18 protein-coding genes are annotated in these 24,358 nt (G+C 69.9%); 11 read left to right on the forward strand and 7 right to left on the reverse strand.

Annotated elements, in window-relative coordinates; all coding sequences use genetic code 11:
* The first annotated feature begins 92 nt into the window (after positions 1-92).
* Genes CEP50_RS06315 through CEP50_RS06325 form a run of 3 tightly spaced genes read left to right on the forward strand, consistent with a single transcriptional unit; the run spans position 93 to position 3,568 of the window.
* The gene (locus tag CEP50_RS06315; RefSeq protein WP_106112997.1) at positions 93-1,445 is read left to right on the forward strand and encodes a nucleotide sugar dehydrogenase; all 1,353 of its coding nucleotides are present in this window, start codon (positions 93-95) and stop codon (positions 1,443-1,445) included.
* A gap of 4 nt (positions 1,446-1,449) precedes the next feature.
* Positions 1,450-2,442, forward strand: coding sequence for an NAD-dependent epimerase/dehydratase family protein (locus CEP50_RS06320; RefSeq protein ID WP_106112998.1), 993 nt, complete (start codon positions 1,450-1,452; stop codon positions 2,440-2,442).
* Positions 2,429-3,568 carry a hypothetical protein gene (locus tag CEP50_RS06325; RefSeq protein WP_106112999.1) on the forward strand — a complete coding sequence of 380 codons (1,140 nt, stop codon included), beginning with the start codon at positions 2,429-2,431 and terminating at the stop codon, positions 3,566-3,568. Before CEP50_RS06320 ends, CEP50_RS06325 begins: the two co-directional genes overlap by 14 nt.
* 74 nt (positions 3,569-3,642) lie before the next feature.
* Here CEP50_RS06325 and CEP50_RS06330 read toward each other — a convergent pair whose 3' ends face one another.
* On the reverse strand, positions 3,643-4,620 hold the full coding sequence (locus CEP50_RS06330) for a helix-turn-helix transcriptional regulator (RefSeq protein ID WP_181188240.1): 978 nt from the start codon (positions 4,618-4,620) through the stop codon (positions 3,643-3,645).
* 109 nt (positions 4,621-4,729) lie between these two features.
* Here CEP50_RS06330 and CEP50_RS06335 point away from each other — a divergent pair, with 109 nt between their 5' ends.
* Together CEP50_RS06335 and CEP50_RS06340 are read left to right on the forward strand one after the other, a co-directional pair.
* A complete protein-coding gene (locus tag CEP50_RS06335; protein ID WP_106113043.1) occupies positions 4,730-5,749 on the forward strand; it encodes an ATP-binding cassette domain-containing protein in 1,020 nt (339 codons plus the stop codon).
* Entirely contained in the window at positions 5,746-6,552 is an 807-nt protein-coding gene (locus tag CEP50_RS06340; RefSeq protein ID WP_106113001.1) for an ABC transporter permease, read from the forward strand. The genes CEP50_RS06335 and CEP50_RS06340 overlap by 4 nt, the downstream gene beginning before the upstream one ends.
* 45 nt (positions 6,553-6,597) lie before the next feature.
* Here the strand turns inward: CEP50_RS06340 and CEP50_RS06345 are convergent, their stop codons facing one another.
* From CEP50_RS06345 to CEP50_RS06355, 3 genes are read right to left on the reverse strand one after another with little or no spacing between them, the layout of a single operon-like run.
* Positions 6,598-7,587, reverse strand: a complete 990-nt coding sequence (locus CEP50_RS06345; RefSeq protein ID WP_106113044.1) for an aldo/keto reductase — start codon at positions 7,585-7,587, stop codon at positions 6,598-6,600.
* Between the two features lie 29 nt (positions 7,588-7,616).
* Positions 7,617-9,062, reverse strand: a complete 1,446-nt coding sequence (locus CEP50_RS06350; RefSeq protein ID WP_106113002.1) for an NDP-hexose 2,3-dehydratase family protein — start codon at positions 9,060-9,062, stop codon at positions 7,617-7,619.
* Entirely contained in the window at positions 9,059-10,228 is a 1,170-nt protein-coding gene (locus tag CEP50_RS06355) for a DegT/DnrJ/EryC1/StrS family aminotransferase (RefSeq protein WP_106113003.1), read from the reverse strand. Before CEP50_RS06355 ends, CEP50_RS06350 begins: the two co-directional genes overlap by 4 nt.
* Before the next feature lie 270 nt (positions 10,229-10,498).
* Here CEP50_RS06355 and CEP50_RS06360 point away from each other — a divergent pair, with 270 nt between their 5' ends.
* Entirely contained in the window at positions 10,499-11,224 is a 726-nt protein-coding gene (locus CEP50_RS06360) for a class I SAM-dependent methyltransferase (RefSeq protein WP_106113004.1), read from the forward strand.
* A 257-nt stretch (positions 11,225-11,481) separates the two neighbouring features.
* A complete protein-coding gene (locus tag CEP50_RS06365) occupies positions 11,482-12,687 on the forward strand; it encodes a nucleotide disphospho-sugar-binding domain-containing protein (RefSeq protein WP_106113005.1) in 1,206 nt (401 codons plus the stop codon).
* 23 nt (positions 12,688-12,710) lie between these two features.
* Here the strand turns inward: CEP50_RS06365 and CEP50_RS06370 are convergent, their stop codons facing one another.
* The 3 genes from CEP50_RS06370 to CEP50_RS06380 form a co-directional block, all read right to left on the reverse strand.
* Positions 12,711-13,916 carry a cytochrome P450 gene (locus CEP50_RS06370; RefSeq protein ID WP_146134750.1) on the reverse strand — a complete coding sequence of 402 codons (1,206 nt, stop codon included), beginning with the start codon at positions 13,914-13,916 and terminating at the stop codon, positions 12,711-12,713.
* Positions 13,917-14,019: 103 nt separating this feature from the next.
* Positions 14,020-14,883 (reverse strand): SAM-dependent methyltransferase, encoded by an 864-nt coding sequence (locus CEP50_RS06375; protein ID WP_106113007.1) that lies wholly within the window; start codon positions 14,881-14,883, stop codon positions 14,020-14,022.
* Positions 14,880-16,214 carry a glycosyltransferase gene (locus tag CEP50_RS06380; protein WP_181188241.1) on the reverse strand — a complete coding sequence of 445 codons (1,335 nt, stop codon included), beginning with the start codon at positions 16,212-16,214 and terminating at the stop codon, positions 14,880-14,882. Before CEP50_RS06380 ends, CEP50_RS06375 begins: the two co-directional genes overlap by 4 nt.
* Positions 16,215-16,527: 313 nt before the next feature.
* On the opposite strand from CEP50_RS06380, the gene CEP50_RS06385 reads away from it, so the two are divergent.
* Genes CEP50_RS06385 through CEP50_RS06400 form a run of 4 tightly spaced genes read left to right on the forward strand, consistent with a single transcriptional unit; the run spans position 16,528 to position 24,227 of the window.
* Positions 16,528-18,036, forward strand: a complete 1,509-nt coding sequence (locus CEP50_RS06385; RefSeq protein WP_106113008.1) for a flavin monoamine oxidase family protein — start codon at positions 16,528-16,530, stop codon at positions 18,034-18,036.
* The gene (locus CEP50_RS06390; protein WP_106113009.1) at positions 18,033-21,284 is read left to right on the forward strand and encodes a ferritin-like domain-containing protein; all 3,252 of its coding nucleotides are present in this window, start codon (positions 18,033-18,035) and stop codon (positions 21,282-21,284) included. The genes CEP50_RS06385 and CEP50_RS06390 overlap by 4 nt, the downstream gene beginning before the upstream one ends.
* A gap of 28 nt (positions 21,285-21,312) precedes the next feature.
* Entirely contained in the window at positions 21,313-22,953 is a 1,641-nt protein-coding gene (locus tag CEP50_RS06395; RefSeq protein WP_106113010.1) for an FAD-dependent monooxygenase, read from the forward strand.
* The gene (locus tag CEP50_RS06400) at positions 22,950-24,227 is read left to right on the forward strand and encodes a cytochrome P450 (RefSeq protein WP_106113011.1); all 1,278 of its coding nucleotides are present in this window, start codon (positions 22,950-22,952) and stop codon (positions 24,225-24,227) included. The genes CEP50_RS06395 and CEP50_RS06400 overlap by 4 nt, the downstream gene beginning before the upstream one ends.
* Positions 24,228-24,358 lie beyond the last annotated feature (131 nt).

Below are 24,358 nucleotides of genomic sequence, written 5' to 3' on the forward strand. Positions count from 1 at the left end.
CCGGAGAAACTCCGTCGGAGCTGTCCGCATCCGCCGGAGATTCACTGATTCGCCGTCGATCTCACCCGGACGAGGGTTGAGGGGAGCGGGATGTGCGCTTTTTCGCGGATACCGAACAGCCGACCGTCGCCGTCGTCGGGCTCGGGTACGTGGGCTCGTGCGTGGCCGCCACCCTGGCCGAACGGGGTGCGCGTGTCCTCGGCGTCGACAGCGACGCCGGGCGCGTCGCGGAACTCAACGCGGGGTACGTGCGGTTCAACGAGCCCGGGCTGAGCGAGCTCATGGGGCGGTGGCTCGGTGGCCCGCGCCTGTCGGTCACCGACGACTGCCGGGTCTTCTCCGAGGCCGACGTGGTGCTGGTCACGGTCGGTACCCCGGTGCGGGACGACGGAACCCTGGACGACGAGCAACTCAGGCACGCCTGTCACGAACTCGGGCGGCACCTGCGGCGGGGGCAGCTCGTGATCGTCAAGAGCACGGTGCCGCCGGGAACGACCAGGAACCTCCTCGTGCCACTGCTGGAGAACGGAGGACTGCGCTGCGGCGAGGACTTCGGTCTCGCGTTCAGCCCCGAACGGCTTTCCGAAGGCAGCGCGCTCCACGAGCTGGGCACCTTCCCGATCGTGGTCGGGGGATGGTGCCCGGACAGCTCCCGCGCGGCGCAGGCGTTCTGGCGGCGTGGTCTCGGCGTCGAGGTGCGCCCGGTGGAACCGGTCGAGGCCGCCGAGATCGTCAAACTGGTCGACAACTGGTGGATCGACCACAACATCGCCCTGGCCAACGAGGTGGGAAGGTTCTGCGCGGCTTTCGGGGTCGATTCGCTCGGGGTCATCTCCGCGGCGAACACCATCCGTCGCGGCAACGGCCCGGTCAACGTGTTGCTTCCCAGCGTCGGTGTCGGCGGCTCGTGCCTGACCAAGGACCCGTGGATGGTGCACCGGGCGGCGCGGGAGCGGGGCGTGCAGCTGCGAACCGTCCCCACGGCCCGCGAGGTCAACGACTCGATGCCGCACCACACCTGCGAGATGATCCTGGAGGACCTGCGGGGGCGGGGCCGTGCCCCGGGGGAGTCCGCTGTGGCCGTGCTCGGGCTGGCCTACAAGAACAACACCGGTGACCTGCGCGAGACCCCGACGCTGCCGGTGGTCGAACGGTTGCGCCGCTGCGGGGTGTCGGTGTCGGTGTACGACCCCCTCGCCGATCCCCGCGAGGTCGAGACGATGTTCGGTGTGCCCCCGTGCGTTTCGGCCTACGAGGCCGCCTCCGGCGCCGACTGCGTCGCCGTCCTGGCGTGGCACAGGGCGATGGAGAACCTCGATTTCGGTGAGCTCGCCCGCTCGACCGCCGAGGGGTGCCTGGTGCTCGACGGCCGTGCCTACTTCACCGGGGACGTGATCGACGGCATCGAGAAGTGCGGGTTCCGCTATCGCGGAGTCGGGAGGTGAGTCCATGTCCCGCTTCGTGGTGACCGGCGGGTGCGGTTTCATCGGCAGCCATCTCGTGGAACGCCTGCTCGCACGGGGGGACGACGTGGTCGTCGTGGACGCCGCCCCGTGGCCACACGAGCACGACCCCGCGCGACACCCCGGGACGGTGCGCCACGTGCGTGCCGACGTCCGTGTTCCGGAGCAGCTCACCCGTGTCGTGCCGGACCGGGTCGAGGCGATCTTCCACCTCGCCGCCACCGTCGGCGTCGACCGCTATCTCGACCGGCCGCTGGAGGTCGTCGACACCGCGTTGGAGGGCACGAGGAACGTGCTGCACGCGGCCGAGCGGACCGGCGCCAAGGTGGTGCTGGCGAGCACGAGCGAGGTCTACGGCAGGAACCCGGACGTGCCGTGGCACGAGGACGACGACCGGGTTCTGGGCAGCACGACGGCACACCGCTGGTGCTACTCCACGAGCAAGGCACTGGCCGAGCACGTGACGTTCGCGTTCGCGCACCAGCACGGTGTCCGGGCGACAGTACTGCGCTACTTCAACGTGTACGGTCCCGGACAACGGCCCGCCTTCGTCATCAGCCGCGGTGTGCACCGCGCGCTGCGCGGCGTCCCCCCGGTGGTCTACGACGACGGTGGGCAGACCCGGTGCTTCACCTTCGTCGACGACGCGGTGGAGGCGACGCTGCGCGCTGTCTCCACACCCGCTGCCGACGGGCTGTGCCTCAACATCGGCGGTTCGGACGAGACCTCCGTCCGTGAGGTGGTGGAGACCATCCGCCGGTTGACCGGGCACGCCGTCGGCGTGGAGCGCACCGACACGTCCCGTTCGCTGGGCAGCGGCTACCAGGACCTGCGCCGCCGTGTTCCCGACACCGGCCGCGCCCGGAACCTGCTGGGCTGGCGTTGCGTGGTTCCGCTCGAGGAGGGAGTTCGGCGCACCGTCGCGTGGGCGAAGGACAACACCTGGTGGAGGGAACTTCCCGACCATGGTGCGGAGTAGGGCGCTCGACGAACGGGAGCGCTTCCGGGGAGTTGTCGACGGGATGCGCGTACGGCAGCCCGCGCTGCGCGCCGCCGCGTGGCGGGCTGCCCCGCCCGAGTGGCGGGACGAGGTGGTTCCCATGCTCACCGCGCCCGGCTGGGTGCTCCCGCGTCCTCGCCCCCTGGAGGAGGTGGAGCTGGACTGGGCCGAGGCGGCCGACGAGGCGGCGCTGGTGACCTGCCGCGAACGGAGCTCCGCTCTCCTTCCCCCCGGAGAGGACGGACGCCCGTTCACCAGTTACGGGCGGGCCCTGGTCCGGGTGGCCGGCAAGGGACGGCTCTACAACGGCCGGATCTACCGTCCGGTCGGTGTTCACTCGCTCGAAGGGCGACTGCGCCTGCGGTTCGTGCTCGCGCGTTACTTCGACCACCTCGACACCACGGAGTTCCTCGCCTACGAGTCCTCCGTGCGAACGGCGAACGCGGCCGATCCGTTCACCGGTGCCTACCGACGTTTCCTCGCCGACCCCTTCGACCTGTCGCGACGGGCCACGGGGCTGGGGGTGGTCACCCTGACGATCCGGCGTTCGGAGCGGGAGGCGGGGTTCTTCCTGCACCGGAGGAACGACGACCGGGTGGTCGTGGCTCCCGGCATGTTCCAGGCCGTGCCCGCCGGGGAGTTCAGCCCGGCCGACTGCGACGACCGCTCGGCGGCCGCGGGCCTGGACCTGTGGCACATGATGCTGCGCGAGTACGCCGAGGAGCTCCTCGGATTCGAGGAGGGCTACGGGCGTGGCCTGCCCCCGCCGGACTACCACCGGCAGTGGCCGTACGGCGAGCTGGAGGCGGCGCGTTCGGCGGGCCGGGTGGTGCCGTGGGTGCTGGGGATCGGGCTGGACCCGCTCACCTGGAAAGCCGAAATTCTCACCGCCTGCGTTCTCGACGCCCCGGTGTTCGACAGCGTGTTCGCCCGGATCGCCGTCAACGGGCAGGAAGGAACCGTCCTCACCGGTCCGGACGGCCGGGGGATCCCGTTCGAACAGGAAAGCGTGCACCGCTACGCCGACCACCCCGGTACCCGGGATTCGGCCCGTGGGTGTCTGCGGCTGGCGTGGCGTCACCGCTCGGTGCTCGGACTCGGCTAGCGGGCCCACGTGGGTGGGGTGCGGGGGAACCGAGTACGCCGCGACGGAGCGCGTGCGGAACGTCCCCACGCTGACTAGCGCTCGTGTCGGGAGGCCGCGTGCAGCAGCCGGGAGCCGAGCGAACGCGCGAAGGCGGCGAGCTCGGGTGACTCCAGGATCTCGTAGGGGTAGTCCTCCGGGATCCAGGCGATGCCGAAGACGAGTTCGGGCAGGTTGTCGGCGCTGATCGGCAGCAGGGTGGTCGTCGACGACTCCGCCCGGGCGTCCTGGACCCACGCCCCGAACCGGGACCGCAGCGTCTCCAGCGGCGCGTGGATGCGCAGCAGACCGACGTGACGGCGGGCGAAGCGCGCCGCGGCCGCGTTGGCGATCTCCGTGGCACACCGTGTGTCCAGCTCGTGCGGACTGAACCGTTCCCCGGTCGCGACGTAGGAGTCGATGCGGTTGACCCGAAACGCCTCCCACGACTCCTCGTGCGGGTCCCGGGCGACGAGATACCAGCCCTGCTCGGCGGAGATCAGACAGTGCGGTTCGACGAAGCATGTCGTCCTGGTGCCGGTCGCCTGGGTGTAGCCGAACCGCACGCGTTCGCTGTCCCTGCTGGCCAGGGCCAGGCGGGCGATCATCTCGGGTGCCGTGGACGAGGAGGGGCCGGGACCCACCGGCAGGGTGTGCGACTGCAACGCCGAGACCCGGCGGCGCAGTCGGGCGGGAAGCAGCTGCTCGAGCTTGGCCAGCGCGGACAGCGCGGTCTCGTCGGTGTGCTCCACGGCGCGGGCGGCCACCGTGCGCAGGCCCACGGCCAGCACCACGAGTTCGTCGTCGTCGAGCAGCAGGGGAGGCAGGTTCGCTCCGGCTTCGAGGGAGTAGCCGCCGTGGTAACCGCGTTCGGCGGTGACCCGGTAGCCGAGCTCGCGCAGCTGGTCGATGTCGCGGCGCAGGGTGCGTTCGCTGGTGCCGAGGCGCTCGGCCAGCTCGTGACCGGGCCAGAACCGGCGTGCCTGCAGCAGGGACAGCAACCGCAGTACCCGGGCGAGAGTGGGGTGGCTCACGTGCTCCTCCTCGGGCGGGCCCGGGGCCGGTGCGGTTCGCGTATACCGATCGGAGTGATCGTGGAATTCCGGACAGGGTTTGACCTGAATTTTTTCTAGCATGTCCGGCATGAGTACGAAAGCTATCGAGGCCGAGCGGCTCACCAAGACGTTCGCCTCGGGGAACAAGCGGGTCCGGGCGGTGCGCGGGCTCGACGTACGCGTCGACCCGGGTGAACTCGTTGCCTTCCTCGGCCCGAACGGCGCCGGGAAGACGACCAGCCTGAGACTGCTGACCACCCTGCTGCCACCGACCGAGGGAGCCGCCCGCGTGGCCGGGCGCGACGTCCGCACCGAACCCGCAGCCGTGCGTCACCGGATCGGATACGTCGGTCAGATGAACAGCGCCGGGCACAACCAGCGGGTCCGTGACGAGATCGTCATGCAGGGCCGGTTCTACGGCATCGACAAGAACGCGGCCGCACAACGTGCCGACTCCCTGCTGGAGAGCCTCGAACTGGGCTGGGTGGCCAACCGGATGGTCTCCTCGCTCAGCGGCGGACAGCGTCGCCGCCTGGACATCGCCATGGGGCTGGTGCACGCTCCGTCGCTGCTGTTCCTGGACGAACCCTCGACCGGGCTCGACCCGCAGAGCAGGGCGAACCTGTGGCGTCACATCCTCAGACTCCGCGAGGAGTACGACACCACGGTGTTCATGACCACGCACTACCTCGACGAGGCCGACCAGTTCGCCGAACGCGTCATGGTCATGGACCACGGACGCGTCATCGCCGACGACACCCCCTCCGGACTCAAGGCCAACCTCATCGGCGAACGGGTGGTACTGGAGTTCGACTCCCACCACGAGGCCGAGCGTGCGCTGCCGCACCTGCGTGAGTACGGCTCCGCAACGGGGTTCCAGGCCCCGGTCCACCACGACCGGACGGTGGAGCTGCCCGTGCCCGCCGCCGGCAGCTGCCTTCCGAAGATCGTGCTCGCACTGGAGCGGGCCGGGGTACCCGCGCGCAGCACGGAGACCAAGCGACCCACGCTCGACGACGTCTTCTTCGTGCTGACCGGCCGTACGCTGCGCGACACCGGAGTCTCCGCCCCCACCGAGACCTCCGAGACGGAGGAGGAAACGCCATGACGACCCGGACCGACCACACGACCGTTCCCACACCTCGCCTCCGAAACGGGCGGACACACCCGAACAACGTCCAGGCCGACGTCTGGCTCGTGTTCCTGCGCGAGCTGCGCCCGGTGCTGCGCGACCCGCTGTCGATCGTGTTCGGCCTGCTACAGCCACTGGTCTTCGTCGGCCTGTTCATGCCGCTGCTGAGCAGCTTCAGCGCTGGCGAACTGGATCTGCACTGGTTCGTGCCCGGCGTGCTCGTCATGGTGTCGTTGTTCGCGACCGCCTCCACCGGCTCGAACCTCCAGTTCGACATGCACACCGGGGCGCACGAGCGCACGCTGGTCCTCCCGCTTCGCCGCGGACCGCTGCTCATCGGGCGGGCGCTCAAGGAGATGGTGCCGCTGACGGTGCAGGCCTGCGTGCTGATCCTCATCACGCTGCCCTTCGGGTTCCTGCCGAACCCGGTGGGTGCGCTGCTGGGGCTGGTGATCCTGGCGGGGTTCGGAGTGGGTTTCGGAGCGCTGAGCTACGCGCTGGCGCTGGCGGTGAAGAACCAGGACTGGATGTTCTGGACCATCCAACAGGCAGTGCTGTTCCCGCTGATGATCCTGTCCGGGATGCTGCTCCCGCTGGAGCAGGGGCCAGGGTGGATGCGCGTGGTCGCCGCGTTCAACCCGTTGAGTTACATCGTCGAGGCGGAACGGGCCCTGTTCGCCGGGCGGTTCGGCTGGGAGGCCGTGTGGGGTGCGGTCGCGGCCGCCGTGGTCGTGCTGATCGGGCTGTTCGTGGGGACACGGGCGATGCGCAGGGCCTGAGGCACCACGAGGGGACCTCACCCCGGTGCCCGCGCCGGGGTCCCGTTAGTCCAGCCACGCCTCGGGGGCGGGACCGCCGTTGCCGGGAGGGGGGAACAACTCCTCCAGACGCTCCAGTTCCTCCCGCGTGAGCCGCGTCCGACACGCACGCAGGGCCCCGTCGAGCTGTTCGACGGTGCGGGGGCCGACGATGGCGGAGGTCACGGCCGGCCGGGACAGCACCCACGCCACGCCCATCTCGGCGGGGTCGCTGTTCCGTCGCGCGCAGAAGTCCTCGTAGGCCCGGATGGTGTGTTCGTGGCGGTGCAGCGCGGTGGCGGCGCGGCCCTGCGCGCCCTTGACCGCCGCCCCCGCGTTCCTTGTGCGCACCACCCCGCTCAACGCTCCGCCGTGCAGCGGCGACCACGGCAGCACAGCCATCCCCAGCTGCCGGGCGGCGGGTAGCACCTCCAGCTCGACGTGTCGGCTCAGCAGGTTGTACAGGCACTGCTCGGAGACCACACCGAGCGCGTTCCCACGGGTGGCGGTCTCCTGTGCCCGGGCGAGGTGCCAGCCCGCGAAGTTGGAGGAGCCGACGTAGCGGATCTTGCCCTGGGTGACGAGTACCTCCATGGCCTGCCAGATCTCCTCCCAGCAGGCGGTGCGGTCGATGTGGTGCATCTGGTAGAGGTCGATCCAGTCGGTGCCCAGGCGGCGCAGCGACTGCTCGCAGCCGGCGATGATGTGGCGCGCCGACAGGCCGCTCTCGTTCGGTGCCTCGCTCATGGGGTTGCCGACCTTCGTGGCCAGCACGGTGGACTCCCGTCGCCCACCGCCCCGCTTGAACCACGTGCCGATGGTCTCCTCGGTGTGCCCCTTGTAGACCCTCCAGCCGTACATGTCGGCGGTGTCGACGAGGTTGACGCCGTTGTCCCTGGCGTGGTCCAGCAGACGGTGCGCCTCGGGTTCGTCGACCCGTCCGCCGAAGTTCACGGTTCCCAGACCGATCCTGCTGACGAGGAGCGCGGTCCGGCCGAGTCGCGTGAGCTCGGGCATGGTCCCTCCGAAAACGTCGGTGGCGGTGGTCACCACAGGGTCTGCAGGCAGCAGACGAGGCTGCGAGCTTCGATGTTGAGATAGTTGCTGTGTCGTTGCAGGGCGACGAGCTGTCCGAGCGTCAGCCACGCGAAGTCCTCCGGGACCGAGGTGGGGAACTCGGCACCGACCTCGACGACGAGGTAGCGGTTCAGCGCGTGGTGGAAGCGTCCTCCCTCTTCGGACTGCACCACGTCGTAGTGGACGGTGCCGCTCGCCGAGGAGACGACGTCGTGGAACCGGGGCCATCGCGAGGCGGGCAGGTGCGCGTGGTCGTGCGGGCGGAACTGGACGGTGGGCCCCAGCTCGACGGTCTCGCGGTAACCGGGTTCGACCGTGATGCGGACCAGAACGTGGACGATCCCGTCGAACTCCCGCACGAGGAGGGCGTTCACCCCGGTGCCACACGGTCGCAGCAGGGGCTGCGACCAGCTGGAGACCTCGCGCCCCTCGGCGGTGACCGTGACCCCGACGACGTCGAAGTACCGGCCGTGGCGATGGGTGAGTCCACGGGGGCCGAGACTCCAGTCGTGCACCTCCCGCAACGGGACGGGGCGTGTCACCAGCACGTGGCGGCTTCGTTGCCGCGTGATCCAGCTCAGGATCTCGGTCATGCGCGCCGGATCGGCCGCCTCTCCGACGCCCAGGGAGCGGCGTAGCGCCCGGCCGAAGCGCTCGTCGGTGGTCCGGAGTCGTGCCGACGGATTCGCGGCCGGGGCGAACGGAAGCGCGCCGAGCACGGTGCGCGCGTCCATGTTGACCACATTGGGTACTCGCAGGAGCGCGTGGATCTGCCCGAGCGTCAGCCAGCGGAAGTTGTCCCGGACCTCCACCTCCTCCGAGGTCTCCACGATCACGTTGCGGTTGCGCTTGTGCAGGAACCACGTGCCCTGTTCCGACTGCAACGCGTCCGTCAGCACCCGGGCCCGGCCGGGGTCGGTGAAGTACTCGACACAGGGTGTGGCGCTGCCGTGGTGGGCCCGACCGTAGTTGCTGGAGGTGGCCTGCACGGTCGGCGAGAGCTGGATCGCGTTGACGTTTCCCGGTTCGAGTTTGGCCTGCATCAGGAAGTGCAGAACCCCGTCGAACTCCTTGGCCAGCACACCGAGGACGGCGATGTCGGACTGGTTGATGATCGGCTGACGCCAGGTGCCGCGCGCGTGGTGGTCGGTGTGGACCTCCAGGCCTTCGACGCTGAAGAACCTCCCACTGTCATGGGACAGATTCCCCGTTTCCGGGTCGAATCCCCACCCGTCGAGCTCCCCGAGGGGGACACGACGGATGCGCGCGGCGGCACGCTCGCGGCACAGCGCGAGCCAGTCGAGGAGCTCCTCCACCGTGGACTCGGAGTCGGTCAGGGCCGAGCGCGCCGTGCGTGCGCCCAGGTCCTCGCGGGAACCGGACCCGTTGCCGAGGGGACAGGCGAACGCCGTCATCGCAGCCCCTCGCCCGTGGAGGCGAGTGCCACGTCGTGGGCGGCGTGCTCGCGCACGAGCCGGACGACCTCAGCGACGTCGGAGTCGCTGAGCGCCTGGTGCAGGGGCAGGCACAAGGTGACCTCGGCCGCGTGTTCGGCACCGGGCAGACTGGCCCCGGAGTCGTAGGCCGCTATCCGGTGAAGCAGCGGATAGCGGAAGGTCGTGTAGACGCCCTGACGGTAGAGGTGGTGGGCGAGCCGATCCCGACTGGGACCGTCCCGCAGCTGGACCCAGTACAGGTAGTGGGAGGACTCGTGATCCTCCGGCAGGGGCGGAGGGCAGGTGATGCCCTCGACGTCGGCGAACCCGCGGTCGTACTGTTCGACGACGGCCCGGCGCCGTTCGACGAACTCACCGAGTCGCCGCAGTTGGACGGTGCCGACGGCGGCGGCGAGATCGTTCATGATGCTGCGGCGGGCGAACGTGGAGACGTCGATGTCCCACCAGCGGGAGGCATCCGAGCGCGCGCGGTCGAGGCCGCTGCGCTCCTTCAACCCCAGGTAGGTGTCGCGGTCGGCGCGGGAGGCGAGCTCCGGGTCGCGGGCGTAGAGCATTCCGCCGTCACCGGTCACGAGGATCTTCATCGCGTCGAAGCTCCACACTCCGATGTCGCCGAAGGTGCCGCACGCGGTTCCGCGTACCCGTGAGGCCACCGCGCAGGCGGTGTCCTCGATGAGACGGAGACCGCGCTCGCGGCACAGTGCGGCGATCTCGGCCACGTGCCCGGGATGGCCGCCGTAGTGCAGCAGCAGCACGGCCCTGGTCCGGTCCGTGAGTGCCTCGTCGACGTGGTCCGTGGTGGGGTTCAGGGCGCGCGGGTCGACGTCGCAGAAGACGGGGCGGGCGCCGGAGGCCGCGACGGCGTTGGCCGCTCCCACCCAGTTGACGGTCGGCAGCACCACGTCGTCGCCGGTGCCGATCCCGAGCAGCCGCACGGCCAGGAAGAGGGCTTCGGTGCACGAGTTCGTCGACACCACATGCTCGGGCCCGGCCCCGATGTGTGCGGCGAAGGCGCGTTCGAACCGCTTCGTACGTTCGCCCCGCCCGAGCCACGCGCTGTCGAACACCTCCTGTACGGCGGCGAGCTCGTCCTCTCCGACGGTGGGCTGGAAGATGTTGATCACGTTGTTCGTGCCTCCTCGTGGGCTGGTCTCGCCCGTGTCGGCTCGCCGCGGCGTGTGCGGCGGTAGCGAGGGTCGCGACGACACATGCTCCCGCTCGGCGGCGGTGATCGTGCATCGCGTAACCGCGTGGGATGAGCACGGCCGCAGCGGGTCTCGTCGTGGCGAGAACCCACGCGTTCGACCGGGTTGGTCGCGCGGGAAATCCCGGTAGTCTCACCAGCGGGCGCCTCCGAAGTGCCCGGGGACACCGCCGCGAGGACGGGGGCAGGCATGTACGAGTACGAAATGGCCAGTGTTTACGATCTCGTCTACCGCGGACGGGGCAAGGACTTTCGCGGTGAGGTCGAGCAGATCATGGACGTGGTGCGGGCCCGCACCACCGGAGTCGCTTCGCTGCTCGACGTGGCCTGCGGCACCGGGGAGCACCTGCGGTACCTGAGGGAGAGCGTGCCACACGTCGAGGGACTGGAGCTGTCGGAACCGATGCTGCGCGTCGCCGGGGAGAAACTTCCCTCGGTACCGCTGCACCACGCCGACATGCGCACTTTCGAGCTCGCGGGCACCTTCGACGTCGTCACGTGCCTGTTCAGTTCGGTGGGCTACATGGAAACGGTCGACGAGCTCGTCAGCGCCCTCGGCCGGATGACCGCCCACCTGGCTCCCGGCGGTGTGCTGCTCGTCGACCCGTGGTGGTTCCCCGAGAGGTTCCTCGACGGTTACGTCGCCGGTGACGTGGTCCGCGACGAGTCGCGGACGGTGGCGCGGGTGGCGCGCTCCACGCGGGAGGGAGGTGCCACCCGTGTGGAGGCGCACTACCTGCTGGCCGACGACGGCGGGGTCCGGCACTTCACGGACACACAGCTGATCACGCTCTTCGACAGGGACGACTACCTCGGTGCCTTCCGGCGGGCCGGCTGCGATGCGGTCCACCTCGAGGAGCGCCTCTCACCCCGGGGGCTGTTCGTCGGCACGCGCCCCGGTGTCGGCAGGACGTAGCGCGCGGGCAACCCACGCAGCCGAGTGGTTCTTCCCCGCGCGGTGCCGCTCACCTCCCGCACGCGCCGGCCCTGGGGGGAGGCGCCGGTAGCACCGGGTCAGCGCACGTCCACCCCGCTCACATCTGGTGAGGGCCACCCCGCGCGTCCGCGTCGGATTCGGTTCCGCCGGTCGCTTCGGCCGGAAAAAGGGAGTCCCACGGCCTAGTGTGCCACCGGCACAGTCACATCGGTCGTATACCGCCACGAGGGAGGATCATGCGCGTCCTGTTCGTGTCCTGGGGGTGGTCCACGCACTTCCAACCCATGGTGCCACTGGCCTGGGCGTTCCGGGCCGCCGGGCACGAGGTCGCCGTCGCGAGCCAACCCGCCTTGTCCGAAACGGTGGTCTCGGCGGGCCTGACGATGCTCCCCGTGGGCCACGAGGTCGACATCGCGACGCTGCGCTCCGATCCGACGCTGAGCCGGGTTCACGACACCCTGCGTGACCCTGCGGTGTGCTACCAGAGCCAGGGCACGGTCCCGGAAACCGAGCGGTTCAAATGGCTGGCCATGCAGACGCATTTCACCCTAGTCGCCGAGGCGATGGTCGACGACCTCGTCGCCCTCACCGGGCGGTGGGAACCCGAGCTGCTCGTCTGGGAACAGACCACCCTCGCGGCACCGGTGGCCGCCCGCGTCCACGAGGTGCCCGACGTCAGGCTCGTGATCAGCCCGGACGTCCTGGAGGAGCGCTCACCCGAGATCGAACGGCAACTGGTCTGCCCGAAACTCACCGCGTTGTTCGAGCGTTTCGGGGTGACGGCGACGCGTGGCGGAGCCCGGTGGACGGTCGACCTGTGCCCGCCGACGCTGAGGCTGCCGACGCGGTCGTCGCGGTCGTCGATGCGCTACACCCCCTACGCCGGAGGAGCCACGGAGCCGGACTGGATCCGCACCCCCGCCGACACCCCGCGGGTCTGCCTGAGCGGGGGGCTCACCACCAGCGGGTTCGCCGCGCAGGACACCGCACAGCTACCGGAGGTCCTCGACTGCCTACGCGACCTCGACGTCGAGGTCGTCGTGCCCGGTGCCGCGAGGACGTTCCCCCGACTCGCGAAGAACCCTCCGCCGAACGTGCGGGTGCTGGACTACGTGCCGCTGTCAATGATCCTGCCCACCTGCGCGGCCGTCGTCCACCACGGGGGCGGAGGGACCATGCTGACCGCCGCTTCTCTCGGTGTGCCGCAGGTGGTGTTGCCGCAGATCGTTGACCAGGGCATCAACGCCCACCAGATCAGCCGGTGTGGTGCCGGCCTGCATGTGCCCCGGGAACGGGCCGGTCCGGCGGCGGTGCGCGAGGCACTCACCGAGGTGCTGTCGGACCCCTCGTTCTCGACGGCCGCCTCGGACCTCGTTCGGGAGATCCACCGCCAGCCCACCGCCGCCACGGTCGTGCGGGAGCTGGAGCGGTTCGAGCCCTGACACGACCGGCCGAGGGGACGCCGTCACACACGACCGCCGCGCCGACCGCGGGTGACCGGAAGCCGTTTGGGACCGAACACGTCCGGATTGCCGTAGATCGGGATCGTGCTGTCGGCAGCGAGCTCCAGATCGGGCATGCGGGTGAACAGCATCTCCAGCAGAGTGCGGCTTTCCAGACGGGCCAACGGCGCGCCCAGGCAGAAGTGTCCACCGTGCCCGAAGGCCAGATGCGGGTTGTCGGTGCGGTGGATGTCGAACCGGTCCGGTTGCGCGAACACCTCCTCGTCGTGGTTGGCCGACATGATCGAACCGGTCAGGAAGCTGTTGGCGGGGATCTCGACCCCGGAGACGACCACGTCGTGCAGTGTGACGCGCCGAGCCGGCAGGAACGAGGGACGATAGCGCAGGACCTCCTCGACGAGCTGTGGGACGAGGGCGGGGTCCTCGCGGACCCGGAGGTCTGCCCGCGGGTTCTCGGCCAGCGAGCGCATGGTGTTGCCGAGCAGCACGGTCGTGGTGAGACTACCGGCGAGCAGGAGGAACGAGGCGAAGCCGACGACGTCCTCGTCGGCCAGCCTCTCGCCGTCGACCTCGGCGGAGACCAGTCGGCTGATCAGATCCTGCCTCGGCTCCCGGCGGCGCTGGTGGGCCTTCTCGAGCAGGTAGTCGTCCAGGGCCCTCCGGGCGTTCATCACCGCCTCGTTGTCAAGCAGGTCGGTGAGCTGATCGTAGGGCGGGTCGAGCATGTCGTCCACCCAGGACCGGAACAGCTCACGGTCTCCGGCGGGAACGCCGAGCAGCTCGGCGATGATGATGATCGGAAGCTGGTAGGTCACCTCCGAGACGAGGTCGAACTCGGTGCGCCGTTCGACGTGGCCGAGCAGTTCGTCGCTGACCGCGCGGATCCGCTCTCCGAGGTCCTGCACCGTGCGGGCCGTGAAGGCCTGGTTGACCAGTTTGCGCATCCGCGGGTGCTGAGGGGGGTCCATGGTGGCGATGTTGCCCCGTGTGAAGGTCTCGATCGGCATGACGCGGTCCAGCTCGGCCGAGAACGTACTCGGGTCCGAGAGGATCCGGCGGATGTCCTCGTGCCGGAACAGGTGCCAGGTGTTGGTCGTCGTCTCGTGCGCGACCGGGTGCTCGGCGCGCATGCGGCGCGCCCAGGCGAAGAACTCGTGACCTCCGTCCCACAGTGCTGGCCGTGCTGCCAGCATCTCGTCCGCTGACACCTCGTGTCCTCCCTCCGTCGCCGCCCGCGCGGCTGTCGTGGTCGTCCGCGGTGCCGGACCGGACACACCGGAGGCACCACGGTGCTCGGAACCTTCTCGGACTTCACGGCACCCGCGCCGAGAGCAGGACGTAGCCGGCCTGCGGCATGTCACCGAGCCGTTCCAGGGTCCGGATCATGCGGTCCACCTCTCGCTCGCCCATGTGGGGGACCAGCCGGTGTCTCTCGTTCCGGAAGAACTCGGCGTGTCTGGTGAGCGAGGGACGAGCCTGAATGCTCACATCCAGCGTTTCGACCACGTCCAGACCGGCTCGACGCAGGTCGTCCACATAGTCCTCGATCGTCCCGAGACTGCGCACCCCGCCTCCGGCCCGGAACGCCTCCACCGTGTCCCGCTCCCGCCCGTACACGGGTCCGGTGAGGACGAAGTCGGCCACGGCCAACGCCCCTCCGGGGCGCACGACCCGTCCGATCTCGCGCAGGGCGCGTGTCCGGTCGCTCGTGTGATGCAGCGACTCCAGCGCCCACGCCGCGTCGAAGGTGTCGTCCGCGAAAGGCAGCTCCATCGCGTCGCCGTAGCGGAACGTGACGTCGTCGGAGAGCCCGGACTCCTCCGCGTTGGCGCGTGCCCGCGAGACCTGCGGAACACTGATCGAGACACCGGTGACACGAACGCGGCGCGACCGCGCGAGCCGCAGCGCGGGAAGGCCCACACCACATCCCACGTCGAGCACGTGCTCCTGCGGGGAACAGGGCAGTCTCGTGAGCAGTTCGTCGGTCATCCGGTCGGTCGCCTCCGCGACGGAGGTATCGGCCACGCCGGACCCCCAGTAGCCGAAGTGCAGGTTCTCGCCCCAGATCCGGGCGAAGAGGTCGGTGTGGTCGTCGTACATCCGCCGGACACGGTCGGTGTCGACACCCTCGGAGGGTGGGTCGGTGAGCGAGGTTCTCTCGTTGTCCTGGTTCACGGCTTCTCCGTTTCCGATCCGCCGGACCGCCGTGGAGCCGACGGTCCTGTACTCGGCCCGCCTGAGACGAGCTCCTCGATGCGGTCCACCGCCTCGCTGCGCCCCCCGTGGTCGCGGTATTCCGCACGCAGTTCCCCGGCCCGCCGAACGAAGGACGGTTCCGAGAGGACACGCCGCACGGCGTCGCGGATGTCGTGCCGCGACAACCGCCGTTTCCTCAGGTGGATCCCGGCCCCGCTCCACGCGACACGCTGACCCACCTCGTGCTTCTCCTCGGTCGCGGCGGCGACCACGAGCGGAACTCCGTGCGACAGAGCGCTGTTGACACCGCCATAGCCCCCGTTGGTCACCATCACGTCCGTTCTCGGCAGCAAGTGGGCGTGCGGGACGAAGCGGCACAGACGCGCGTTCCCCGGCAGCGGTCCCAGGTCCAGGTCCTCGGGATCGGCGCCCGTGGTGGCGATCACGGTCACGTCCTCCTCGGCCAGGGCCTCAAGACCGGGTGCGAGCAGCCGACGCCAGTCGTTGGCCACCGTTCCCTGCGTGAGGTGCACGACCGGTCGGCGACCGTCGAGCTCGTCCCACCACGGCGGCAGGTCCCCGTCCGGAACCGTGGCCGACTGGAGCGGTCCCACGAAGCGCGTCTGCGGCAGCATGTCGCCGAGGGGGTATTCGAACGAGGGCACCGTGCTCATCAGGTACAGGTCCGGCGGGTGCACGACGTTCTCGAAGGGGCCCTTGCGCATCGGTGCGAGCCCGACGCGGGAACGGATCCGGTCGCCGTGGCGCCGCAGACCACGCAGGACGACGTGATGCGCGGCCAGACGCAGCGCCGCGTTGCGAACACGGGCCCACGGCGCGGTGCTCGGGAACAGGCCGAGTCCGAACGGGGCGGTGTCACGGCTGCTGAACAGGTACACCGAGGTGGACACCCACACCTGCCGCAGACCGAGGTGCTCACGGGCGAACCCGGCGCCGAAGATGGTCTCGTCGGTGACGAGCACGTCGGGGGGCTCGACTTCGACCAGGTCGAGCAGATCGGCCATCTGGTCCGGTGCCGGGTCGAGGAAGATCTCCCGGAAGCCCGTGGTCATGCCGTTCAGCCCGGTGAGACCGGCGTGGTGGGGGAAGGCTTGCTCCCGGGTCATCCCGCTGAAGTCGTAGGCGGCGCGCATGGGTTCGAACCGCGCTCCGGAACGGCGGACGGACTCCCGGAACGCCGCGCCGGTGTACCAGCGCACGCGGTGTCCGCGCCCGACGAGTTCCTCGGCGACGGACAGCATCGGTGCGACGTGACCGGCTCCCGGTGTCGTCGCGATCAGAACCCGCAACGGGTCTCCCCTCGTTCGTTCCCAGGGTCTTTTTCTCTCCACGGGTGTGGCGAAGGGCGACCGTAGAGCCTCGACGCGACCGCCCGCGACGGATACGCGGGGCTTCCGCGACGAACCCGCACGGACGTGCTGGGAAACGGAGGCGGTCACCGACCGCCCGGCCGGGCGGAGACCGCAGGACTACTCGGGTGCGTAGTAGGCGCCGCCGGAAGCGGAGGGCACCGTCGTGGGAGTGAGGTGCCGTGCGGCGTGGGGCGACGTTCCGTGCCGGACGCTCCGTCGATCCCGAAACCCCGTGAAATGAGGTGATCTCGTGTCCAACGAGAACGTGGTCGGCGAGCCCGTGCGGCCACGTGCCGTCGTGGGCGGAACCCGCAGGAAGGTCACTGTGCTCGGCGCCGGGATCGCCGGGCTGGTGGCCGCCTACGAACTCGAACGGCTCGGACACGACGTCGAGATTCTCGAAGCCGACACGAGGCCGGGCGGCCGCATCCGAACCCACCGTTTCGGCACCGGGCCGGACGCGCCCTACGTGGAGCTCGGGGCGATGCGCGTTCCCGCGGAACACCACCACACGTGGCACTACATCCGCGAACTGGGGCTGACGGAGCACGTCCGGACGTTCAGAACGCTGCTGTCCCAGGACGACACCTACCTGGCGACCCGCTCCGGACACCTGCGCACGAAAAACGCCTCGCGGGTGCTGGTCGCGGAGTTCAGCCGGAAGCTGGGTCGGAGCCGCTACAGCGACAACACCGTGCTGTTCGGTGCCTGGCTGGCCGCGCTGTCCGACGCGATCTCGCCGACCGGTTTCCGCGCGAACCTCGACGAGAGCCTGCACCACGAGCTGCTGGACCTCGTCGAGGAAACCGATCTCACCCCCTACCTGGTCGGACCCGCGCACGATAGGATCGACCTGCACGCCTACTTCGCCGAGAACACGCATCTGCGCACGAGTTGCAGTGGGCGACTGGCCCGTTTCCTGCACGACGTCATCAACGAGACGAGCCCGGACCTCGTGCGCCTGTCCGGTGGCATGGACCAGCTCGTGCACCGTCTGGTCGACCGGATCAGAGGCCCTCTCACATGCGGGCAGCAGGTCGTCGGGATCGACCAGTGCGATGACCACACCGTGCTGCGCGTCCGCGACGGCAACACGGTCGGCACACGTCACTGCGAGTACGTGTTGTGCACCATCCCGTTCTCGGTGCTGCGCCACATGCCGGTGTCGGGCTTCAGCGCGGACAAGCGGGAGCTGATCAGACAGGTGCGGTACTGGTCGGCGACGAAGGTGGCGGTGCACTGCGACGAACCGTTCTGGGAACGGGACGGCATCGTCGGCGGGGCCTCGTTCGGCGGCGGGCGGATCCGACAGGTGTTCTATCCCGCTCCGGACGAGAACCGCGGGGACGGGGCCGTGCTGATGGCCAGCTACACGATGGGCAACGACGCCGACGTCCTCGGCAGGATGCCGCGGGAACACCGGCACGCCGTGGTGCTCGAGGAAGCCGGACGTATGCACCCGGAGCTGCACCGGGCGGGCATGGTCCGCGAGGTGGTGAGTCTGGCGTGGGGCGAGCACCCGTTCACCAACGGTGCCGGGGTGACCCGCTGGGGCAAGGACTCCGAGGAGTGCGAGTGGGAACGCCTCCTCGCTCTGCGGCCGCAGGGACGCGTGTTCTTCGCTGGGGAGCACTGCTCGTCGACACCGGCGTGGGTCAACGGCGCCATCGAGTCGGCGTTGCGGGCGGTCACCGCGATCGACGAGCACTCCGACGAGCGAACGCCCACCGCCGCGGCGCCGAGCAGGGGGCCGCGATGAGCGTTTTCGACGTTCCACGCCTGCACTTCGCCGGCACTGCCTGGACGAGTCTGCCCACCGGCCCACGCAGCGGACTGTTCGACGTGGCCACGAACACCGCGCTCACCGAGGAGGGGCCTTTCCCGCTCGAACGTGACCCGCGCGAGTACCAGGAGTACCTCCGCCGGCGCGGTCCCGCGGTCGACGCGAGGGGCCGGCGCGACCCCGACGGCGTGTTCAGCGCGGGCACCGGCCCGAACTTCGCGGGCAGCGGCCACTTCCGTGTCGAAGCCGGTGTGGTCAGTGTGGAAACCCGTCCCGGCGACGTCCGTCGGGACGACCCCGTGGTCGGACGCGGCGTCGACATGTGGGGCCACTACAACGAGTACCTGGCCACCACGTTCAACCGCGCTCGGGTCTTCGACATCGACCCCTCGTCGAACTGGACGACGACGCTGATGGTCGGGCACTTCTGCTTCGGACGTCTCGACCGCTCCCTGGACACCGGATACATGGTCACCGGTCCCGTCCGGGGAGTCCAACCACCGCGCTGGCACCGGTTCGGCCCCGCCGGGTACGGCGACGACAACGCCGGGTGGAACCAACCCCGCTGCGTCGTCCACCAGTTCGTGGTGCGCACCGTGGACGGGCTGCGCTGGTTGCGTGAGTCCGCGGCCTCGCCGGCGGTGACCAGGCTGGGCTCGCTCCTGCGGTCACCGGGCGTCGACGGTCTGGTGGTCCAGTTCGGCCTGTACGACACGGCGCCGCCCCCGGAACCGGACAGTCCCGGGCGGTGGGCCCTGCACGGCACGATCGCGCCGTGGAACGCGGAGGAACCGCGTACCGAACCCCCCGGACGGCTGCTCACCCCGACCGGCCCCGGCGCGGCACACCTGCCCAACCTCACCGTCGAGGTCGCTGACGGCCTCGTCACCCTCAACATGATCAACGCGTTGGCCCCGACCGCCGCCGAGGCCCCGGACCCCGCCCCGCCCGGTGTCGCCGACCTCGGTGACCTCGAACTGCGCACGAGCGGAACCGGGGAACGTCTCGCCACCCTCGACCGCGAGCACTACCAGCACGCGGAAGTCAGCAGCGGTGTGGTGACCGTGCCCGCCGAGCGCGGATCCCGGCTCGCCGCGACGCGGGGGCTGTACCTGGCACGACGTGACCAGCGGGAGCCGGGCGAAGCACTGTTCGAGGAACTCGAAACCCGTGTGCTCGTCGACGACTCGGCCGTGTTCGTCGAACACGCCCGTGCCCCGGACAGCGCCGAGCACGACCACGAGGTGACCGTCCGGACCTTCCACCTCGGACACCCGGCACCGGCCGGGAGGGTGTACGTGCGCCAGTTCCACAACCCGCGCAGCATGCCCCGCGACGAGACGGCCACCTCCCCCGAGGCCCGCCCCGACGACGTCCTGCTCGTGTGGCTGCGCGGCGATCACGGCCGTTGGGGACGCGAGTGCGAAACCACCCCCGACCGCACCGGACGGAGTCGGTTCACCGTCCGGGGCGCGCGGGGCGGGGCCACCCGACTGCTGGTCAGCACCGATCCCACGGACGGTCCACACGACGGGTACGAGCGTGCCGAGACCGCGACGGCCCGCTACGACAACCACGACGAACTCGGTTACTGGTCCACGGTCGCGTGGATGGCCGTCCGGGTGCTGCCGAACCACTGGCACCTCGACGAGATCCCCCAGGAGCAGGTCACCTTCGACGTGCTGTACCGGCACGTGTTCGCCTGCTACGAACAGTGCTACTCCTTCATGCGCGGCGGTGTGTTCAGTCTCGCCGACCGGTTCCGGGTCGAAACACACCCGGATCTCATCTGGCAGATGTGCGACCCCGCGAACAGGGACAAGACCTACTACATGCCGCCCACCCGCGACCTCACCCTCCCCCAGTCCCGGCTGCTGCTGAAGTTCCTGCGGCAGCAGCGCGAACCCGCCGCCACGCCGACCCCCTCACCCGTCCGCCCCCGTGAGGACGGCGGCATCACGACCCGACGGGAGCTCGTCGAGGCGCTGCGCCACGGCGTGCGCATCGAACTCGCGGTGATGCTGCAGTACCTGTACGCGGCGTTTTCCGTACCGACCTACGGTGCCGGGCGCGAACACGTCCGTACCGGTGCCTGGACGGAGGAACAGCTGCGCCTGGCCTGCGGCGACGGCGGTGAGACCAGGGACGGGGGCATCCGCGGAACCCTGCTGGAGGTCGCCCGTGAGGAAATGATCCACTTCCTGGTGGTCAACAACGTCCTCATGGCCGTCGGTGAACCGTTCTACGTACCCGACATCGACTTCGGGTCGATCAACCATGACCTGATGGTGCCGCTGGACTTCGCCCTGGAACCGTTGCACGTGGGCAGCCTGCAGCGTTTCGTCCGGATCGAACAGCCCGAGGGACTCGACGGCGAGGCGCACCGCACCGGCTCGCCCGGGCGGAGTCCGGCCGGAAACGGGGTGACGTACGACTCGCTGAGCGAGCTCTACGCCGGCATCCGACAGGGACTGCAACGCGTTCCCGGCCTGTTCGCCGTCGAACCCGGCAGGGGCGGGGGAGAACACCACCTCTTCCTGCGTGGGTCGCTCAACACCGAGCACCCCGACTACCAACTCGAAGTGGACGACCTGCCCAGCGCGCTGTTCGCCATCGACTTCGTGACCGAACAGGGTGAGGGCGGGGTGCGCACCACCGAGAGGGCCGACACCGACGAGCAGTCCCATTACGACACCTTCCTGCGGTTGTCGGACCTGCTCATGGCCGAGCACAGCCGGGCGCGACGCACCGCGCGTGCCCCCTGGACACCGGCCCACCCCGTGGTGCGCAATCCGACGCTGCGCGCGGACGACCGCTCCCGCGAACACGTCAGCGACCCCGCCGCGCGGGAGCTGATGCTGTTGTTCAACCGCTCCTACTCCATGATGTTGGAGCTCATGGTCCAGCACTTCGGCCAACAACCGGATGCGAGCCTGCGCCGCTCGACCCTGATGAACACGGCGATCGACGTGATGACGGGAGTGCTGCGCCCGGTCGGCGAGCTGCTCGTCACCCTCCCGTCGGGGCGGCCGGGCAAGACCGCAGGGCCTTCCTTCGAGCTGGAAGGCGTCCCCGGTTTCGTCTCCCGCCCGGACGTGGCGGCCCGCGTCCTGTCCGCCCGGTTCGACGAGCTCGCCCGGTTGGCGGGCAAGTGCTCCTCGCTGCCGGAGCGGGTGACCGAGACCCTGCGTTTCCTGGCGTCGCACTACCGCCTCGACTCGTGAGCCACGGCGAAGGGAAAGGAGACCCCAGATGCACGAGAGGATCCGCGAGGTCGACGTGCTGATCGTCGGCGGGGGGCCGGTGGGCATGGCACTGGCCCTGGACCTGAGGTACCGGGGGGTGAACTGTCTGCTCGTGGAGACCGGTGACGGGACCGTGTCTCACCCGAAGGTGGGCACGGTCGGGCCCCGCTCCATGGAGCTGTTCCGGCGGTGGGGTCTCGCCGAGGCGATCCGTAACGCCGGATGGCCCGGTGACCATCCGCTGGACGCGGCCTGGGTGACCGCCGTCGGGGAGTACGAGCTCTACCGCCTGCGGCGGGGCACCGTCGACGATCGGCCCGTCCACGAGCACGCTCCCGAACCGGAGGCGGTGTGTCCGCAGCACTGGATGGCCCCCCTGTTGAACCGCGCGCTCGGCCAGGCCCCCCACGGCCCGTTGTGGCTGCGCTGCTCGCTGGAGACCTTCGAGCAGGACGAGGACGGTGTGTCAGCGACCGTGTCCGACCACGACAGTCGGCACCAACACACGATCCGCGCCCGGTACGTGGTCGGCTGCGACGGAGCCTCCTCGCGGGTGCGTGCCCTGTGCGGCATCGACGCCCCGGGGCTGTATCCCGTCCGGGTCTTCCGCAACATCCTCTTCCGGGCACCGGAGCTGTACGCCCGGCTCGGCGAGTCCAACGCGCTGTTCTACTTCCTCATGCTGTCCTCCTCGCTGCGCTTCCCGATGCGGGCGATCGACGGCCGGGGGCTCTACCGCCTCACCGTCGGCGTCGACGGAACCCCGGAAGCCCACGAACCCGCCCCGGACCTGGTCGACCGGGCGGTGGCCGTCGACACACCGATCGAGGTGCTCTCGGACAACCGTTGGCACCTCACCCACCGGGTCGCCGAGACCTTCCGCGCGGGTCGGGTCTTCCTCGTCGGCGACGCGGCACACACCCTGTCCCCTTCCGGGGGGTTCGGGATGAACACCGGAATCTGCGGTGCCGCGGACCTCGGCTGGAAGCTCGCCGCCGTCCTCTCCGGATGGGCCGGGCCGCACCTGCTGGACTCCTACGAGCACGAACGCCGTCCCGTGGCCGTGGAAAGTCTGGAGGAGGCCAACGTCAACCTCGCCCGCACCGTGAAACGCGACATCCCCGCGGAGCTGCGCGAGGACACACCGGCCGGCCGGCGAGCACGCGAGCGGATGATCCAGCGCCTGCGGGACAGCGACGTCGGCCGGGAGTTCAACGCGCCGCACATCCACCTCGGATTCCGCTACTTCTCCCCGGTCGTCACCACCGATCCGCTCGACCCCGCCGGGGAGGAGCGGGTCGGCGGCCCACGTGCCACCACCGGCTCGCGAGCCCCGCACCGCTGGCTCGCCGACGGCACGTCGACGCTCGACCTGTTCGGTCGGGAGTTCGTCCTGTTGTACTTCTCCGACGCCGCCGGGATCGAGGGACTGCGGGACGCCTTCGCCGACCGCGGTGTCCCGATGCGGGACGTGTACTGCGAAGGTGAGGCGGTCGCCGAGGTCTACGAACTGCCCTACGTTCTCGTGCGCCCCGACGGGCACGTCGCCTGGAGGGGCGCACGGCCACCGGATGACCCGGGGCGTCTGGTCGACGTGGTGCGCGGAGCCGTGCCCGCCCGCCACGAGGACGCGGAGGTGGTCTCGTGAACCCGAAGGGCCTACCACCGTTCAGCCCGGCAGGCTGGAGCGCGGCCGCGCTGGCCGACCCGTATCCCGTGTACGCGCGCTACCGCGAGTCCGCCCCTGTCCACAGGGGCCTGTCCACCGAGGGGGAGTCCGCGGTCTGGTACGTGTTCACCGCCGCGGAAACCGAACACGTGCTCACCTGCCGGGACTACGGTCGCGACGCCACGGCGGGAGAGGCCGCGCGGCCGCGGGTGGCACCGTCGTTGCCCTCGGCCAACACCGCCCTGCACGAGGTGGTGCGGAACTGGCTGGTGTTCCTCGACCCCCCGAAACACACCCGGTTGCGGCGGATCCTCAACGGCGAGTTCACCCCGCGTGTGGTGGGAAGGCTGCGCACGCGGATCGAGGAGATCGCCCGTGGACTGCTCGCGACCGTGCGGGACAAGCCGGTCATCGACCTGGTCGCCGACTTCTCCGCTCCGCTGCCCCTGGCGGTGATCGCCGAGCTGCTGGGAGTTCCCCGCCGGCACCTGGACTGGTACCGCGCACAGGCCCTCGAACTACAGGAGGCCAGCACCGCCCGGGTCGCACGCGGGGCACAGGCCCATCGGCGCGCGGACGCCGCCGCCGGTGAGCTGCGTGCCTACTTCCTCGACCACGTGCGCAGGCGTCGCCGCCGCACCGGCTACGACGACCTCGTCGCGCTGCTCGTGGCCGCGCGGCACGACGGTCAGGAGTTGAGCGACGACGAGATCGCGGCGACCTGCGTTCACATGCTCACCGCGGGACACGAGACCACGACGAATCTCATCAGCAAATCCGTGCTGGCCCTGCTGGAACGTCCCGAACTCCGCACGCGGCTGGAGAACTCCACGCGGGCCGTGAGGCAGGCGATCGACGAGTTCATCCGGTTCGACGGGCCCGTGCAGATGATCTCGCGGTGGGCGTACCGGGACAACGAGCTGGGTGGTGAGCACATCCGCCGCGGTGACAAGGTCGTGCTCGTGCTGGGGGCCGCCAACCGTGATCCGGCCCGCTTCGGCGAGCCCGACGTGCTCGACCCCGACCGTGAGCCGGGCAGACATTGCGGCTTCGGCATGGGAATCCACTTCTGTCTCGGTGCCGCCCTTGCCCGTGCGGAGGGGGAGATCGGGATCGCGGCGTTGTTGACGGAGATTCCCGGACTGTGTCGGACCGCCGACCCGGTCGTGTACAACCAGGACCTCGTGTTCCACGGGCCGACGACTCTGCCGCTGCGCACAACCCCGGCAAGCCGGTCCTCCCGAGGCGTCTGAGCATGCTATCCGAACCGGGACACAGAAGAAGGATAATCTGCGAACAATTTTCGACAAATAAAAAGGAGTGTTAGCGCATTCCGGCGAGATGTTTTTCGTTTTTTGTTGCTCTGATTCCGTGAAAGTGCTGC

Origin of the sequence: Actinopolyspora mortivallis, assembly GCF_003001495.1 — a bacterium.
Lineage (GTDB): Bacteria > Actinomycetota > Actinomycetes > Mycobacteriales > Pseudonocardiaceae > Actinopolyspora > Actinopolyspora mortivallis_A.